The sequence below is a fragment of the Pollutimonas harenae genome (assembly GCF_004153685.1).
GTDB lineage: Bacteria > Pseudomonadota > Gammaproteobacteria > Burkholderiales > Burkholderiaceae_B > Pusillimonas_C > Pusillimonas_C harenae.
The window spans coordinates 440,854-456,538 of the sequence record NZ_SDQD01000001.1 but is presented as its reverse complement, the minus strand read 5'-3'; the positions used below and the strand labels follow the sequence as shown (position 1 = coordinate 456,538).

General features: G+C 56.2%; 14 protein-coding genes. 8 read left to right on the top strand and 6 right to left on the bottom strand.

From position 1 onward, the window contains the following. Window positions 1-14: 14 nt before the first annotated feature. The 7 genes from ERD84_RS02095 to ERD84_RS02065 all read left to right on the top strand — a co-directional run bounded on the left by ERD84_RS02095 (window position 15) and on the right by ERD84_RS02065 (window position 9,102). The gene (locus ERD84_RS02095) at window positions 15-1,259 is read left to right on the top strand and encodes a DNA recombination protein RmuC (protein ID WP_130037785.1); all 1,245 of its coding nucleotides are present in this window, start codon (window positions 15-17) and stop codon (window positions 1,257-1,259) included. A gap of 37 nt (window positions 1,260-1,296) precedes the next feature. Further along, the gene (locus ERD84_RS02090) at window positions 1,297-1,707 is read left to right on the top strand and encodes a PaaI family thioesterase (RefSeq protein ID WP_130037783.1); all 411 of its coding nucleotides are present in this window, start codon (window positions 1,297-1,299) and stop codon (window positions 1,705-1,707) included. A 178-nt stretch (window positions 1,708-1,885) separates the two neighbouring features. Then, complete coding sequence (locus tag ERD84_RS02085; protein WP_130037781.1) at window positions 1,886-2,884, top strand: TAXI family TRAP transporter solute-binding subunit; 999 nt, start codon at window positions 1,886-1,888, stop codon at window positions 2,882-2,884. Window positions 2,885-3,046: 162 nt separating this feature from the next. After that, entirely contained in the window at window positions 3,047-5,680 is a 2,634-nt protein-coding gene (locus tag ERD84_RS02080; RefSeq protein ID WP_130037779.1) for a TRAP transporter permease, read from the top strand. A 109-nt stretch (window positions 5,681-5,789) separates the two neighbouring features. Continuing rightward, the gene (locus ERD84_RS02075) at window positions 5,790-6,992 is read left to right on the top strand and encodes a glycine C-acetyltransferase (RefSeq protein ID WP_130037777.1); all 1,203 of its coding nucleotides are present in this window, start codon (window positions 5,790-5,792) and stop codon (window positions 6,990-6,992) included. A 61-nt stretch (window positions 6,993-7,053) separates the two neighbouring features. After that, window positions 7,054-8,082 carry an L-threonine 3-dehydrogenase gene (tdh, locus tag ERD84_RS02070; protein ID WP_130037775.1) on the top strand — a complete coding sequence of 343 codons (1,029 nt, stop codon included), beginning with the start codon at window positions 7,054-7,056 and terminating at the stop codon, window positions 8,080-8,082. Window positions 8,083-8,172: 90 nt separating this feature from the next. Beyond that, window positions 8,173-9,102 carry a pseudouridine synthase gene (locus ERD84_RS02065; RefSeq protein WP_130037773.1) on the top strand — a complete coding sequence of 310 codons (930 nt, stop codon included), beginning with the start codon at window positions 8,173-8,175 and terminating at the stop codon, window positions 9,100-9,102. 6 nt (window positions 9,103-9,108) lie between these two features. Here the strand turns inward: ERD84_RS02065 and ERD84_RS02060 are convergent, their stop codons facing one another. The 6 genes from ERD84_RS02060 to ERD84_RS02035 form a co-directional block, all read right to left on the bottom strand. Then, window positions 9,109-10,104 (bottom strand): asparaginase, encoded by a 996-nt coding sequence (locus ERD84_RS02060; protein ID WP_130037771.1) that lies wholly within the window; start codon window positions 10,102-10,104, stop codon window positions 9,109-9,111. 42 nt (window positions 10,105-10,146) lie between these two features. Further along, a complete protein-coding gene (locus ERD84_RS02055) occupies window positions 10,147-10,821 on the bottom strand; it encodes an ABC transporter permease (protein WP_167667221.1) in 675 nt (224 codons plus the stop codon). Beyond that, window positions 10,821-11,534: an ABC transporter permease gene (locus ERD84_RS02050; RefSeq protein WP_130037767.1), complete on the bottom strand. Its 714-nt coding sequence runs from the start codon at window positions 11,532-11,534 to the stop codon at window positions 10,821-10,823. The genes ERD84_RS02055 and ERD84_RS02050 overlap by 1 nt, the downstream gene beginning before the upstream one ends. Before the next feature lie 6 nt (window positions 11,535-11,540). Next, a complete protein-coding gene (locus tag ERD84_RS02045) occupies window positions 11,541-12,353 on the bottom strand; it encodes a transporter substrate-binding domain-containing protein (protein ID WP_130037765.1) in 813 nt (270 codons plus the stop codon). Window positions 12,354-12,481: 128 nt separating this feature from the next. After that, the gene (locus ERD84_RS02040; RefSeq protein ID WP_130037763.1) at window positions 12,482-13,255 is read right to left on the bottom strand and encodes an ABC transporter ATP-binding protein; all 774 of its coding nucleotides are present in this window, start codon (window positions 13,253-13,255) and stop codon (window positions 12,482-12,484) included. 168 nt (window positions 13,256-13,423) lie between these two features. Beyond that, complete coding sequence (locus ERD84_RS02035) at window positions 13,424-14,713, bottom strand: Glu/Leu/Phe/Val family dehydrogenase (protein ID WP_130037762.1); 1,290 nt, start codon at window positions 14,711-14,713, stop codon at window positions 13,424-13,426. A gap of 267 nt (window positions 14,714-14,980) precedes the next feature. On the opposite strand from ERD84_RS02035, the gene ERD84_RS02030 reads away from it, so the two are divergent. Beyond that, window positions 14,981-15,679 (top strand): phosphoadenylyl-sulfate reductase, encoded by a 699-nt coding sequence (locus ERD84_RS02030; RefSeq protein WP_130038860.1) that lies wholly within the window; start codon window positions 14,981-14,983, stop codon window positions 15,677-15,679. The last annotated feature ends 6 nt before the right edge of the window (window positions 15,680-15,685 follow it).

Genomic DNA, 15,685 nt, shown 5'->3' with positions numbered 1-15,685 from the left:
AAAGAAAGGGTGGTATGTACGCATATTCCATAGACGTGATGGATATTTTGCTGGGCCTGGCAGGCGTGCTGGTGGGAGCGGGCATAAGTAGCCTGATTTTTCGCAGTCGACTGGCAGCGGTGCGTGCCGAGCGGCAGGCTACTGTGCAAGGCTTGCAAGAGCGTTTGAAAGAGGGGCGGGAGCAGTCCAATATGCAGCTCAGGCATGAGTTCCAGAATCTGGCCAATCAGATCCTGGAAGAAAAAGGCAAAACCTTTGCCCAAAACAGCCAGACTTCGCTGGATGCCTTGCTGAAGCCTTTTCGGGAACAGATCGAGCAATTTCAGAGCCGGGTTAATCAGGTGCACGACGAAGCTTTGCGAGGCAATGTGTCGCTAGGGCTTGAAATCAAGCGGGTCCTTGACGTGGGTATGAAGATCAGCACAGAAGCCAATACATTGGCGAGCGCTCTGAAGGGTGACAAGAAGACCACCGGTAACTGGGGCGAAATGCAGCTCGAGCGTACGCTCGAGCTGGCAGGTCTTTTCAAGGGGGATCACTACCAGACACAGCCGCGTTTCAAGGACGCACAGGGTAATGACCGTCAGCCTGATTTCGTGATCAAGCTGCCAGATCAGAAGCATGTAGTGATAGACAGCAAAGTATCGTTGGTCGACTACGAACGTTTTGTTGCTGCCGATACCGAAGCCAGCGGTCAGGCCGCGCTGGACGCGCACGTGAAGGCCGTGCGCAATCATATCGATGATCTGGCCAAAAAAGACTACAGCAACCTGATTGGTATGCGCAGTCCAAGTTTTGTATTGATGTTCATGCCCATAGAGCCGGCCTTCATCGAGGCGTTGAAGCATAATAAAGAGCTTTTCAACTATGGTTATCAGCGTAATGTGATCATGGTTTCGCACACCACCCTGATGCCCATACTGAAAACGGTGGCCAACTTATGGATGGTTGCTCGGGGTACTGAGCAGGCTCACGAACTGAGTGCGCGGGCAGGCGAGCTGTATAACCAGGTCGTAGTGGTGGCCGAGCGCTTGAAAAAACTGGGTGCTACGCTGGATACGGTAAGCCGGCACTACAACGACACGGTTACGGCGGTGGCGGGCCAACAGGGTCTGTATGGCAAGGCGTCCCGCTTCAATGAGTTGTCGGCCAAGGCCAACAAGACCATGCCACAGCTCGAACCCTTGCATGCCGATTTTGAGAATGAAAAACTGACACTGATTGTCGACGATGATGTAGCCGCTCGGGAAATGGAATAATCTCGAGTGTTTTGAACTATTTTGGATGTTGCGTAGCATGACTTTGGAGCACAACGAGCCCTTACCCATCAAAAATCCGTTTCTTGAGTGGATGGGCATGACGTTAACGAAATGGTCTCCGGGATATGCTGAAATGCATTTGCCCATTTCAGAAAGGCTTGGAAATCGAACCGGTCGCGTCCATGGCGGGGTGATATGTACTTTGCTCGACTCGGTGTCCGGCTACAGTGGTTTGTATACGCCGCCGGGCGAACCCGAGTTGCGCAGCCTGACATTGTCACTGACGACCAACTTCCTGGATAGCCACGACGGCAAGTGCCTGATCGGTAAAGGCTATGTAGAGCGCAGAGGGCGCAGCGTGTTCTTTACGCGTGCCGAAGTTTGGGTAGACGACTCATTTCTGGTGGCGACGGCGGTAGGTACATTCAAATATATACGGCATCGATAAAATTCAACCGTATCAGCGTGATGTAAGTAAAAACCCTTATGTAATTATTTGTTTTAAGCATAACGGTTTTTATACAATGGCCGGTCGCCTATATACACAGGCAAGCTTGCGAGTGCTTGTGGATCATGCCGGACAGCATCCGGCAATATGTCAAGAGGGGCAACCCAAGGAGAGCATTATGCGAAAATTATTCAATTCAGCGGCGGGCAAACGTCTGGCCCTGACTGCCGGCACCGCGGCCATGTTTGCCGCACTGGCATCACCACTACCCGCCGTGGCCCAACAGAAGTTCGTCAGCATCGGCACCGGTGGTGTGACCGGCGTGTACTATGCAGCGGGTGGAGCAATCTGCCGTCTGGTCAACAAAGATCGTGCCGAGCATGGCGTGCGTTGTTCTGTGGAATCCACGGGTGGGTCGGTGTTCAACATCAACACCATCAAGGCTGGCGAACTCGATCTGGGCGTCGTACAGTCCGACGTGGGTTTTAATGCTTATAACGGCGAAGGCCAATTCAAAGATGCAGGCGCGTTCAAGAAACTGCGTTCGGTGTTTTCACTGCATCCCGAGCCCTTTACATACGTCGTCCGCAAAGATGCCAACATCAAGTCGTTTGACGATCTGAAGGGCAAACGTTTCAATGTGGGCAATCCGGGTTCGGGTACACGCGCTTCCATGGAGCAATTTCTGAAGGCCAAAGGCCTGGACTTGAGCTACTTCTCGCTGGCGTCTGAATTGCGCCCCGACGAACACGGCCCTGCGCTGTGCGATGGCAAGATCGACGGCTTTATGTACGGCGTGGGCCACCCTTCGGCGAATATCCAGGACCCCACCACTACCTGCGGTGCGCAGCTGATGTCGCTTACCGGGCCGGTGGTTGACAAGCTGGTTGCCGATTACCCGTATTACGCCAAGGCAACGATTCCTGCTGGCCTGTACCCCAACAACCCCCAGGAGACCAACACCTATGGCGTGCTGGCTACTTTTGTATCCTCAATTGATGTACCTGAGGAAACCGTCTATTTGATCGTAAAAGCCGTATTCGAGAACTTCGACGACTTCAAGAAGCTGCATCCGGCATTTGGTCACCTGGAAGCCAAAGATATGGTCAAGAATGGCCTGTCCGCACCGTTGCATCCCGGTGCCGAGAAATACTTCAAAGAAAAAGGCCTGCTGTAAGCTAAGCGCCAGCCTCTACCTATAAAAAGAGCGTGCATGTCAGCACGCCTTGTTTTTTGCTTCAACCTCTGGCGGCCGGCGGCCGCCAGCCTGGTAGTACGATCCGGCCAGCGCTCATTACTGGCCAGACTAACCCGATAGAAACACCATGGGAAAATCAATATGAGCACCACGTCATCGCCAAGTACCATCGATCAGCAGAATGCCCAGCTTGAACAACTGGTCGCCGACGTCGACCGCGGTGGACGTGATGTCGGCGGAATAACCGGTGCTGTTCTATTTTGTGGTGCCATTGCCTGGTCGCTGTTCCAGCTTTGGTACGCCTCGCCTTTGCCCTTTGCCCTGAATCTGGGCATTTTCAACGACACTGAGGCACGAGCCTTGCACCTGGGCATCGCCATGTTCCTGGGTTATTTGGCCTACCCTGCGCGTAAAAGCTCGCCGCGCGACAAGATGCCGTTGATTGACTGGGTGTTGGCCATTATTGCTGGCTTCTGCGGCGCCTATCTTTTCCTGTTCTACAAAGAACTCGCCACACGCCCAGGTATCCCCACGAACACAGACATCATCGTGGCGGCAGTTGGTCTGCTGCTGTTGCTCGAGGTGACACGGCGAGCATTAGGTGCACCCATGGCGATATTGGGCACTGTGTTTGTGGCTTATGTTTTTCTGGGGCCGTGGCTGCCTGATGCGCTGGCGCATCGTGGCGCATCAATCGAGCGCCTGGTCTCGCATATGTGGCTGACCACAGAAGGCGTCTACGGCGTGGCGCTTGGTGTGTCAGTGTCCTATATCTTCATTTTTGTTTTGTTGGGTTCGTTGCTTGATCGCTGTGGCGCCGGCAACTACATGATGCAGGTTTCCTTTGCTTTGCTTGGACACTTGCGTGGCGGCCCCGCCAAGGTTGCAGTGGTGTCGTCTGCCGTCAATGGTATTGTGTCGGCATCGTCTGTGGCCAACGTAGTCACGGGTGGTATCTTTACCATTCCGCTCATGAAAAAAGCAGGCTATGGCGGCATACGTGCGGGTGCCATCGAAACCGCATCATCCGTAAACGGACAAATCATGCCGCCCGTTATGGGGGCGGCAGCCTTTTTGATGATCGAGTATGTGGGCATACCCTATACCGACATTTTGCGTCATGCCTTGCTGCCAGCCAGCATTTCGTATATTGCGCTGTTTTATATCGTTCATCTGGAAGCCCTGAAGCTGGGTATACAGCCCATGATGTCAGCAGGGCAGCCGCGCACCTTCCTGCAGAAACTGGCAGGCTGGGGCATGGGTATAGCTGGCAGTCTGATTGTCATGGCCCTGGTGTATTGGATTGGAATCGGGGTGCAGGCCGTGGCGGGTGATGCGGCAACGCCCATACTGGTTGTCATATTGATTGCCCTGTACTTATGGCTATTGCGTGTCAGCGCCAGCCATCCCGACTTGCCTACTGAAATCAGTATTACCAATCCTGTAAAGCCTGAGTCATGGCCTACGGTGCGCTCGGGCCTGTATTTCCTGATCCCCATCGGAGTTCTGGTCTGGTGCCTGACGGTCGAACGGTTCTCGGCTGGCCTCTCGGCTTTCTGGGCAGTGGTGGCCATGGTGCTGCAGATGCTCACCCAGCGTCCCCTCATTGCCTGGTTCCGCAAGCAATCGGTGGCGCCGGCAGCCAAGGTGGGTGTTTCTGAAACCATCACAGGCTTGCAGGAAGGCGCACGCAATATGATAGGCATTGCCATCGCTTGCGGCACAGCGGGCCTCATTGTGGGTGCCATTACCCTCACCGGCCTGGGCTTGCGCATGACGGCCTTTGTCGAGCTGGTCTCTATGGGCAATGTGCTGCTGATGCTGTTGTTTACCGCTGCAGTGTGCCTGGTGTTGGGCCTGGGCATGCCGACCACGGCCAACTATATCCTGATGGCAACGCTGATGGCCCCGGTGGTGGTCGAGCTGGGTGCGCAAAGCGGCCTGGTTATTCCGCTGATTGCCGTACACATGTTTGTATTCTATTACGGCATCATGGCCGACATTACGCCGCCCGTGGGGCTGGCTACGTTTGCTGCGGCGGCTATTTCGGGCGAGGACCCCATCAAAACGGGTGTCCAGGGTGTTACGTACGCCATGCGTACCGCCGTATTGCCTTTCATGTTCATCTTCAACCCCTTGCTACTGTTGATTGATGTCGAAGGAGCATGGGAGTTGTTCCTGGTGGTGGGCGGGGCCGTACTGGCTTCATTGACCTTTGCCGCAGCCTCCATGAGGTGGATGCGCGCTAAAGCGACCTGGCTGGAAGTCGCTTTATTATTGTTGGTCACTTTCATGCTGTTCCGTCCGGACTTCTTCATGAACTATGTGGCGCCCAAGTACGAAGTGCGACCCACTACCGAGCTGTTGAAGGTTGCCGCCGAGATGCCTCCCAAAGGGCGTTTGGTAGTGCAAATCAAGGGCATGAGCCTGGAAGGTGAAGACAAGCAGAAAACAGTAGCAGTGCCATTGGCTGCTCTGCCTGAAGGTAATGAAGCCACGGGTGATGCGGCTGGCCTGGCGCGTTTGTCGGCGGCAGGCTTGACCGTCATGGCGCTGGGCGATCAGGCCCAGATCGCTGCCGTGCGTTTTGGTAGCCAGGCCAGGCGTGCCGGTTGGGAGCAGGGTTGGGATATTGCAGAGGTAAAGGTGCCGAATCCGAACCGCCCGTCCGAGTTCTGGTTCTATGTGCCTGCCTTGTTGATCCTTGCCCTCATCTGGTTCAAGCAGGGCGTACGCATGCGTCGTGAAGGTATGCCGCAGCCTGTGTCAGCCTGAGGTTCATCAAGCAGGTGAAGGCCAGCCTCATTATGGAGCTGGCCTTTTTTGTTGCCAGGCTGCCTGCAGTATATTGTCAGTTCAGGCTTTCTTTACCGATGGATCAGCAATGCAGAATACTTTTCTTCAGAATGTGAGCGCGCAAATCGAGCAGCTGCGTAACGATGGGTTTTACAAGGCCGAGCGAGTCATGACTGGGCAGCAGTCGGCTCGGGTTGAATTGGCGGACGGCAGTCAGGTGCTGAACTTCTGCGCAAATAACTACCTGGGTTTGGCCAACGACGCGCGCCTGATTGAGGCTGCAAAACAAGGCCTGGATGCTGCGGGTTTTGGCCTGGCGTCGGTGCGTTTCATTTGTGGCACACAAACCGGACACAAGGCGCTGGAGCAAAGCCTGGCAAGCTTTCTGAAGATGGATGACGCCATTCTGTATTCCAGTTGCTTTGATGCCAATGGGGGGCTGTTCGAGGTCTTGCTGGATGAGCAGGACGCAGTCATCAGCGATGAGCTGAACCACGCCAGTATTATTGATGGCGTGCGCTTGTGCAAGGCTAAGCGATATCGCTACAAGAACAATAATATGGCCGATTTGCGTGCGCAGCTGCAAGCCGCCGATGCGGCGGGGGCGCGTTATAAGCTGATCGCCACCGATGGTGTGTTTTCCATGGATGGCATTATTGCGGACTTGAAATCCATTTGCGATCTGGCTGATGAGTTTCATGCCCTGGTAATGGTGGATGATTCTCATGCTGTGGGATTTATGGGTGAGCACGGTCGCGGGACGCCGGAATATTGTGGTGTAGAGGGCCGTATCGATGTGCTGACCGGCACTTTGGGCAAAGCGCTGGGTGGGGCTTCTGGCGGCTATGTGGCCGCCAGCGCCCCGGTAGTCGAGCTGTTGCGTCAGCGCTCCCGGCCATATTTGTTTTCGAATACGCTGGCACCGGCAATTGTGTCAGCCTCACTGCGGGTACTTGAGCTGCTGGCCAGCGAAGAGGGCCGTAATCTCCGACGTCAGGTGCACGCCAATGGGCAGCGGTTCCGGGCCGCGATGGCCTCACTCGGATTCGAGCTGGTGCCCGGTGAGCACCCAATTATTCCGGTAATGTTTGGCGATGCGAAGTTGGCGGCCAGTATGGCAGAGGCTTTGCTCGCCGAGGGGGTGTATGTCATCGGTTTTTCATACCCGGTGGTACCCAAGGGGCGTGCGCGGATTCGTACGCAAATGAGTGCGGTACATACATCGGCGCAGATCGACCAGGCTGTGGCCGCTTTTGAACAGGCGGGGCGCAAGCTGGGCGTGATTGCCTGATCAAAAGAGATCTCCCTGGTCGCAGATTTATAATAGTGACCTTATCCTTCCGGAGCCCGCCATGCGTGCCCTTGTCAAACTTGAGCCTGCTCAAGGCCTTACCCTTACCGAAGTTGAGCGTCCTGCCGTCGGTCATAACGACGTCCTGATCAAAATCCGCAAGACCGCTATTTGCGGGACCGATATCCATATCTGGAAGTGGGATGATTGGGCCAGCAAGACCATACCGGTACCCATGCATGTGGGGCACGAATACGTTGGCGAAATTGTTGAAATTGGTCAGGAGGTCAGCGGCTTCAAGATCGGTGATCGGGTGTCTGGTGAGGGGCATATTACTTGTGGTTATTGCCGCAACTGTCGGGCAGGGCGTCGCCATTTGTGCCGCAATACCCTGGGGGTGGGGGTGAATCGGCCGGGCGCATTTGCCGAATATCTGTCCCTTCCAGCTTTCAATGCCTTCAAGATTCCAGATGATGTGCCAGATGAGCTGGCCGCCATTTTCGATCCGTATGGCAATGCAACGCATACGGCGCTCGCATTCAATTTGGTGGGTGAAGACGTGCTGATCACCGGTGCTGGACCGATCGGCGCGATGGCGGCAGCAATTGCCAGACATGTTGGCGCGCGGAATGTGGTCATCACTGATGTCAATGATTATCGCCTTGGCCTGGCCTCCAATATGGGTGCCAGCCGTACTGTCAATGTGTCGCGCGAGTCTTTGCGCGATGTGATGGACGAGCTTGGCATGGCCGAGGGTTTTGACGTGGGGCTGGAAATGTCAGGTGTCTCGAGCGCCTTTACCAGCATGCTCGAGCAGATGAATCATGGTGGAAAAGTGGCCATGCTGGGTTTGCTGCCTTCTGGCGTGGGCATAGATTGGAATCAGGTGATTTTCAAGGGCCTGGAGATCAAGGGCATTTATGGCCGTGAGATGTTCGAAACCTGGTACAAAATGGTGGCCATGCTGCAAAGCGGGCTTGACCTGTCACCCATCATTACCCATCGGTATTCTGTTGACCAGTATCAAGAAGGCTTCGATGCGATGTTGTCGGGCCAAAGCGGTAAGGTTGTACTTGACTGGACGGTCTGAGGCGCAGGGTTGATCGATACCAATGAGCAATAAAGTCAGGAACAGATCAGGGATCAAGTTTGATTGCCAGTTTATTAAGGCGCCAGGCAATTGAAGCAGGCACGGCGTATAGCGTTCGTACGTAATGCGCCCTTGCCTGCGCGCGATGGTGTGGCGCCCAGTCGGGTCTATTTGCCCGACGGACCCTGGTCTTTGCTGCGTGATTTTCTACTTGATCGTTTTCCGCATGTGCCGCGTGAAGCCTTGCTTGAGCGGCTGGCGCGTGGCGATATTGTTAATGAATCCGGGGACGCACAAACACTGGATAGCCCGTATCAGGCGCTGGGCTGGCTGTGGTATTACCGCGAGGTGCCTGATGAAGTCCATGTGCCTTTCGATGTGCCAGTGCTGTTTCGTGACGACTATCTGGTGGTAGCGGACAAGCCTCATTTTCTGGCGAGCATTCCTGGGGGCCGCTATCTCCGAGAGACGGCACTGGTGCGTTTGCGTGATGCGCTGAATTTACCCGAACTCAGTCCCATTCATAGGCTGGACAGGGATACGGCAGGTATTCTGTTATTTTGTGCCAAACCGGAAAGCCGTGGCGCCTATCAAGCACTGTTTCAGAGCCGGGATGTACGCAAGGAGTATGAGGCAATCGCCCCTTTGTACGCCGACCTGCGGTTGCCTCGCGTGCATCGCAGCTGCTTGGCGGCACGGGCGGGGCACTTCACCATGCGCGAAGTGCCGGGCGAACCCAATAGCGAGACAGAGATCGAACTACTTGAGCGCCTGGGTGAGTGGGGGCGGTACCGCTTGTGTCCGCATACGGGACGCAAACATCAGTTGCGCGTGCATATGAGTGCCCTGGGTATACCCATACGCCACGATGATTTTTACCCTGAACTGCAGCCTTATGCGCAGGCTCACGATTTCAGCAGGCCGTTGCAGCTGCTGGCTCGCAGCATTGAGTTTGTGGATCCCGTCAGCGGGCAGCAGCGGCGTTTCGAAAGCCAGCGCTCACTCGATCGAGTCGTTTGAGGGTGCTTAATAGTGTTCGAAATACGACTGAATCGTGCTGCGTTCGCTGGTGTGTGCAAGAGACAGCATCAGCAGGATGCGCGCTTTTTGCGGATTGAGCGCATGAGCCGCGATCAGTCCGCGTCTTGCGTCGTTTTGACTGGACGTGACGATGCCAGAGCCCGTGCGACTGCTGCGGACACAGGCGACCCCATATTGCTTGGCCAGGCGAGCGCCTTTTTCGGCTTTGGGCGATAAGCTGCCATTGCCGCTGCCAGCGATGACGATGCCTTGAACCCCCGCGTTGATGGCGGCTTCGTACAGGTGCAGGCCGGCGCTCTGGTGGTCATACAAAATGTCGACGAGGGGCAGTTTTTTAATACCTTTCAGCTGGAATACGGTTTCAGTGGTGTGGGCCCGGTATGGTCTTTGGAATAGCTGTAGCTTCCCATCGGTGATTTGCCCCAGACTGCCTTGCTCGTGAGAACTGAAGGCCTGAACATGAGACGTATGGACTTTGCTGACCAGGCTTGCAGCATGAACGCTGCCGTTCAGCGTCAGCAATACGCCCAGGCCATGCACCTGCGGCGAGGCGGCCAGCAGCACGGCGTTGTATAGGTTCAATGGTCCGTCGGCGCTCAGGGCTGAGGCGGGCCGCATGGCTCCAACCAGCACAACAGGCTTTGCGCTCTTGATGACCAGGTTGAGGAAGTAGGCGGTTTCTTCCAGCGTGTCGGTGCCGTGGGTGATGACAATACCGTCGATGTCCGGGTCGGTCAGCAGGCGGTTGACCTTATTGGCCAACTTGAGCAGCATGGCATTGGTGATATTGCGGCTGTCGACATTGAAGACTTGCTGACACTGTATATTGGCAAGAGACGACAGGGCCGGAACCGCCATCAATAGCGCGTCTACGCCTTCGGTCACTGTATAGTTGGTCAGGGCCGTGCTGCTGGACGCGGTAGATGCAATGGTGCCGCCCGTACCCAACAGGGCAATGGTCGGCAAGGGCTGGAACGTCATTGAGCAATACTCCTTTTTGTGGCGTTGCGCGCCTGGTGCCGTTTAGTGCTTGAGCCGGCGCTCCACCATATGAAGACAGGCCAATAAGAAGAAGTTAATCATCAAATACAGGACGCCCGCGAGCACAAAGGTCTCGATGATTGCGTAATTCTGGTTCATCAAGCGTTTGGCGTGGCCTGTAAGTTCCATGACAGCAATAGTGGATGCCAGGCTGGTGCCCTTGATGGCCAGCACGATCTCATTGCTATAGGCGGGCAAGGCCTGGCGGATCGCCAGCGGAAACACGATGCGCCGGAAACGCATCAGGGCGGGCATGCCGCAGGCTTGGGCAGCTTCGATCTGGCCTTTGGGTACCGATTGAAATCCGCCGCGCAGCACTTCGCTGATATATGCACCGCTGTTCAGGCCTATGGCCAGAATGGCGCAGCGTCCGCCGTCGCTGAATAGCCACCACAGCACGGGATTTTCGCGTACAAAGCTCAGGGTGCCGATTCCGTAATACAGAATGAATAACTGAACCAACAAAGGCGTGCCACGAAAACAGGTACTGTACGCAAAGGAAAACCGTGCAGCCAGTGTATTGGGTGTGCCGCGCATCAGGGCCAGGGCAAGGCCGATCCAGGACGCCAGGAAGATGGACGTCAGCCCAATATAAACGCTTAAGCCGAAACCTTGAAAGAGGTTGACGATGGTGTGCTGGAAGAGGTCGGTGTCCATTATGCGTGCCCTCTCATGCCGTGACCGTAACGGCGTTCTGCGAGCACGAATACCCCTTGGCTGGCCGCGCCAATCGCAAAATACAGTGCACCAGCCATCAGGTATAAGGCCAGCGGTTCACGCGTCGCCGCCGCACCCAGTACGGCGGCACGCATGATCTCTACCAGGCCCACGAGCGAAATCAGGGCTGTGTCTTTCAGCGCTGTCTGCCACACATTGTTGGTGCCGGGCAAGGCATACCAGAACATTTGCGGCATGACGATGCGGAACAGGCGCTGGCGGGAGGACATGCCAATGGCGCGGGCAGCTTCGATCTGGCCCGGGGGAATCGCCTTGAGCGCACCGCGAAACACCTCCACGGCATAGGAGCCGGCAATCAGCCCGATGGCCAAGATGCCGACCAGGGCAGGAAACCAGCTAGTCATGGCATCTGTCCAGCTCAAGGCATCAGCGAGGTCGGACACGGCCTGCACCGAGCCGAAGAACAGCAGGTAGATGATGAGCAACTCTGGAATACTGCGCACGACAGTGGTGTAGACGCTGACCAGCAGGCCCAGGAGTTTTGGGCCTGAAGTCTTGATGCTGGCGCCCAGTATGCCGATGACGATACCCAGTGCCATGCCCACTATGGAAATCAGCAGGGTCATGACGGCACCGCGCAGGAGCGTCCAGCCCCATCCTTCGCGCAGCACCGAAAGTATCGTCTCTAGCATGAGTGCTTACTTCTTGCAGACCTCGTAGTTCGAAATATCGATATCGAACCATTTTTCACTGGAAGTCTTGATGGTGCCGTCGTTGATAAGCTTGCACAGCGCGGCGTCTACTTTTTCTTTCAGCTCGGCATTGTTCTTGTTGATGCCGACGCCTATGCCATAGCCCAGTGTCTCGGGAGCAGAGGAACCCTTGATGATCAGCTTGGACAAGGCGAAATGCTCATCGCCCACTTTATGCAGGAATTTGGATTGGGATGTCAGGTCGGCAAACGTGGCGTCCAGTCGGCCCGCATCCAGATCGATCTGCATTTGGTCCAGCGTGTCGTAATTCTTGATGTTCAGGTCGCCGGCCTTGGCTCGCAGATAGTCGCCGTGGGTGGTTCCGCCTTGTACGCCTACGGTCTTGCCCGCCAGGCCCTTGAAAATTGCTTCAGGGCTGTCGGCATTGACGAGCGCGCTGTCTTTGGGCAGCACGAAAATGGCGTCTTCCACGGCGTAGGGGATGCTGAAGGAGATGCGCTTGGCACGCTCGGGAGTTACCGACATGCCCGAAATAATCAGATCGAAGCGGTTGGCGTCGAGTGAGGGAATCAGGCTGTCGAAAGCCTGGACGACAAAGCGGCAGTCGGCGTTCAGCTCTTTGCACAATGCGTTGCCGACGTCGGCATCGAAGCCGCTGACTTTACCGCTGGCATCGACCATGCTCCAGGGAGGATAGCCCCCTTCGGTACCGATTTTCAGGGTATCGGCGGTGGCGGATAGCCCAACAAGCGCCAAACCTGCGCCAAGCACGGCTTTCTGTAGAAAAGTTGTGATCACGTTAGTTCCTCTGAGTGGCTGGGTGCAGCCGGGGTTTTTCTAGTGGCTTATGGCTGGTACGGCTGCCATGCCTTGCGGGTTGACGCCGCTGAGTTCAGGATATTACCAAAAGGGGGCTGTTCAAACCCCTAGTATGCGGGAAGCAGGAATTGCCGTAGCCGCTCGGATTCGGGCTGATTGAACAGCTTGCCGGGAGGACCTTCCTCTTCGATGCGGCCATTGTGCATGAAGATGGTGTGGTCCGAGACTTCCTGGGCGAACTTCATTTCGTGGGTTACCAGAATCATGCTGCGACCTTCATCGGCAAGCTGGCGTATGACACGCAATACTTCGCCAACCATTTCGGGGTCGAGCGCCGAGGTGGGCTCGTCGAACAGCAGGACGTCGGGATTCATGGCCAGCGCGCGGGCAATCGCAACCCGTTGTTGCTGGCCGCCGGATAGCTCGTTGGGGTAGGCGTCCTTTTTGTCGGACAGGCCCACTTTGGCCAGCAGGCCCAGTGCATGTTCAGTGGCTCGCGCCTTGGGAACTTGCTGAACATGCAAAGGGCCTTCAAGCAGGTTCTGGAGCACATTGCGATGTGACCATAAATTGAAGTTCTGAAAGACCATGCCCAATCGGGCTCGTATGCGTTCCAGTTGCCGGATGTCGCTACTGACAGCAGTGCCGTCGCGTCGCTTATGACTACGCAAGGTTTCCGTGCCTATGTGCACAACGCCATCGTCAGGGACTACCAAGTGGTTAATGCAGCGCAGCAAGGTGCTTTTCCCCGAGCCTGATGCGCCAATAATGGACAGCACTTTGCCTTGCTCAGCCGTAAAGGAAATACCGCGCAGCACTTCGTTGGAGCCAAACGATTTATGGATGTTTTCAGCCTTGACGGCGTAGTGGGTCGCGGTCATTGGGCAGTGTGCGTGGCAAGAGCGATTGAGTGGGTTGAAACGGGCATGGCAAGGGGGCCAGATAGCGGCAAATAGGCCATTTTACTGGTCTTGGCCCGGCCTTGCACTTTGGGTTGCCCACGCGCAGGCCGGACCGGCACCAATGATGCTAAGTCGCAAAAGCGCAGATCAAGGGTAAAGGCCGCGTACTTCGCGTGCTTCCAGTATGCGGGTGCAGGCGGTGATGAACGCGGCAGTACGCTGACTGACCTGATGCTCTTTGGCTACGGCCGAGACCGAGGCGTAGGCGGCGATCATCATGGTTTCAAGCCGGTGATTGATTTCCTGCTCGGACCAGTAGAAGCTGGAGAAGTCCTGCACCCATTCGAAATAACTGACGGTGACGCCGCCGGCGTTGGCCAGTACATCGGGAACGATCAGGGTGCCGTTGGATGTAAGGATATCGTCGGCTTCGGGTGTGGTGGGGCCGTTTGCACCTTCTATGACGATTTTTGCGCGTACGGAATTGGCATTGTCTTTGTTCAACTGGCCTTCAAGTGCGGCTGGAATAAGCAGCTCGGTCTCGAGCGACCAGAACTCGGCTGCCGACAGGTTTTCGGTATTAGGGGCGCCGGCTATGCCACCATGCTCTTCTGCATGCTTGAGCAGCGCCAGGACGTCGAGCCCGGCGCCGTTGTGCACGCAGCCAGTATGGTCTTGTATGGCGATGACTTTAGCGCCAGCTTCGTAGAACAGGCGGGCGGCGGTGCCGCCCACATTCCCGAAGCCCTGGATGACAATGCGTGCCCCTTCCAGCGGTATGCCGGCATCGTGGGCGGCTTCGCGACCCACCACGAAAACACCGCGGCCAGTGGCTTCGACCCGGCCCAGGCTGCCGCCCAGTGATACCGGCTTACCCGTGACAACCCCGGTTGTGGTGGCACCTTCGTTCATGGAATAGGTGTCCATCATCCAGGCCATGGTTTGCGCGTTTGTATTGACGTCGGGGGCGGGAATATCTTTGTTGGGCCCGATGATGGCGCCAATTTCGCTGGTGTAGCGACGCGTGACGCGCTCGAGTTCGCCGCGCGTGTAATGGCGAGGATCGATGCGCACGCCGCCCTTGGCACCGCCAAAGGGCAGGTTGACGGCGGCGGACTTGACGGACATCCAGGCAGACAGCGCCATGACTTCGGACAGCGTGACGTCTTGATGAAAGCGCACACCACCCTTGCCAGGGCCGCGCGAGGTATTGTGCTGGACCCGATAGCCTTCGAAGTGGGCAATCGTGCCGTTGTCGAGTTCGATGGGGATATCGACAATGAGTGAACGCTTGGGTCTTTTAAGGGTTTCGACCCACCTGGCCAGCTTGCCCAGATAAGGCGTTACACGTTCGACCTGCTCAAGATAAATACCCCAAGGCCCGAGTTCGTGCGCGTTGAGATAAGAAGGAAGTGCGTGTGTCGGGTGTTCTGACATGGCTGAGCCTTATGTGTGGTGAGTGACAGGGGCTACGGTATGCCCGGATATGCCTATTTTAGTGCCGAGATGATATTACGTCCCCAATAAAAATTCATGGAAATAAAAAAGGGACGTGACGCAGGCATGAGCTTATGTTTTTTTCTGTTAATGGCGAACGGTGATAAACACTTAACTATTAAGTCGTTCCCTTGGTGCCGCAGCACCGTCAGAATGAATCTTTTATATCGGGCGTCTGGAAGCCAGGACCCAAGGCAAGTAATGACAATGCTGACATCTGTGACCACCTCGACGCCTGACCAATGGGCAGTGCTGCAGAACAACCTGGCGGACATTGCCGGCAGGCACCCCGGCGTGGTCTTTGCTTCATCGCTGGGAGTGGAAGACATGCTGCTGGCACATGCGATTTTTGATGCGGGCCTGCCGATAGAGGTGTTTACGCTTGATACGGGGCGCCTGCATGCCGAAACCCTGGCATTGGTGGAGCGCATTCACGAGCGTTACGGTGTCACGGTCAATATGGTGCGGCCGGATCCCGTCGTAGTCAAGAGGCATGTCGACGAGCATGGCGCCTTTGCCTTTTATGAAAGCATCGAGTTGCGCAAGGCCTGTTGCGGCTTGCGCAAGGTGGAACCTTTGCGGCGTATTTTGCGGGGGCGTCCAGCCTGGATTACCGGGCAGCGGCGCGAACAATCCCTGACCCGGACCGAGTTGGCCGAGGCGGAGTTTGATGAGGTTTTTGGCCTGCAGAAATACAACCCCTTGGCCGGCTGGAGCCTGGAGCAGGTATGGGAGAGCGTGCGTGCCAGGGATATTCCCTATAACCCTTTGCACGATCAGGGTTACCCATCGATAGGTTGCGAGCCCTGTACACGGGCCATTCGTCCTGATGAGGACGTCAGGGCCGGGCGCTGGTGGTGGGAACAAAAACTATCAAGAGAATGCGGCCTGCATGCCAAGAACTGAACAGGA

Excerpts from the sequence above, each read along its gene's own strand:
- ERD84_RS02095 (WP_130037785.1), top strand. The coding sequence starts at position 15 with ATGTACGCATATTCCATAGACGTGATGGATATTTTGCTGGGCCTGGCA.
- ERD84_RS02090 (WP_130037783.1), top strand. The coding sequence starts at position 1,297 with ATGACTTTGGAGCACAACGAGCCCTTACCCATCAAAAATCCGTTTCTT.
- ERD84_RS02085 (WP_130037781.1), top strand. The coding sequence starts at position 1,886 with ATGCGAAAATTATTCAATTCAGCGGCGGGCAAACGTCTGGCCCTGACT.
- ERD84_RS02080 (WP_130037779.1), top strand. The coding sequence starts at position 3,047 with ATGAGCACCACGTCATCGCCAAGTACCATCGATCAGCAGAATGCCCAG.
- ERD84_RS02075 (WP_130037777.1), top strand. The coding sequence starts at position 5,790 with ATGCAGAATACTTTTCTTCAGAATGTGAGCGCGCAAATCGAGCAGCTG.
- tdh (WP_130037775.1), top strand. The coding sequence starts at position 7,054 with ATGCGTGCCCTTGTCAAACTTGAGCCTGCTCAAGGCCTTACCCTTACC.
- ERD84_RS02060 (WP_130037771.1), bottom strand. The coding sequence starts at position 10,104 with ATGACGTTCCAGCCCTTGCCGACCATTGCCCTGTTGGGTACGGGCGGC.
- ERD84_RS02055 (WP_167667221.1), bottom strand. The coding sequence starts at position 10,821 with ATGGACACCGACCTCTTCCAGCACACCATCGTCAACCTCTTTCAAGGT.
- ERD84_RS02050 (WP_130037767.1), bottom strand. The coding sequence starts at position 11,534 with ATGCTAGAGACGATACTTTCGGTGCTGCGCGAAGGATGGGGCTGGACG.
- ERD84_RS02040 (WP_130037763.1), bottom strand. The coding sequence starts at position 13,255 with ATGACCGCGACCCACTACGCCGTCAAGGCTGAAAACATCCATAAATCG.
- ERD84_RS02035 (WP_130037762.1), bottom strand. The coding sequence starts at position 14,713 with ATGTCAGAACACCCGACACACGCACTTCCTTCTTATCTCAACGCGCAC.
- ERD84_RS02030 (WP_130038860.1), top strand. The coding sequence starts at position 14,981 with ATGCTGACATCTGTGACCACCTCGACGCCTGACCAATGGGCAGTGCTG.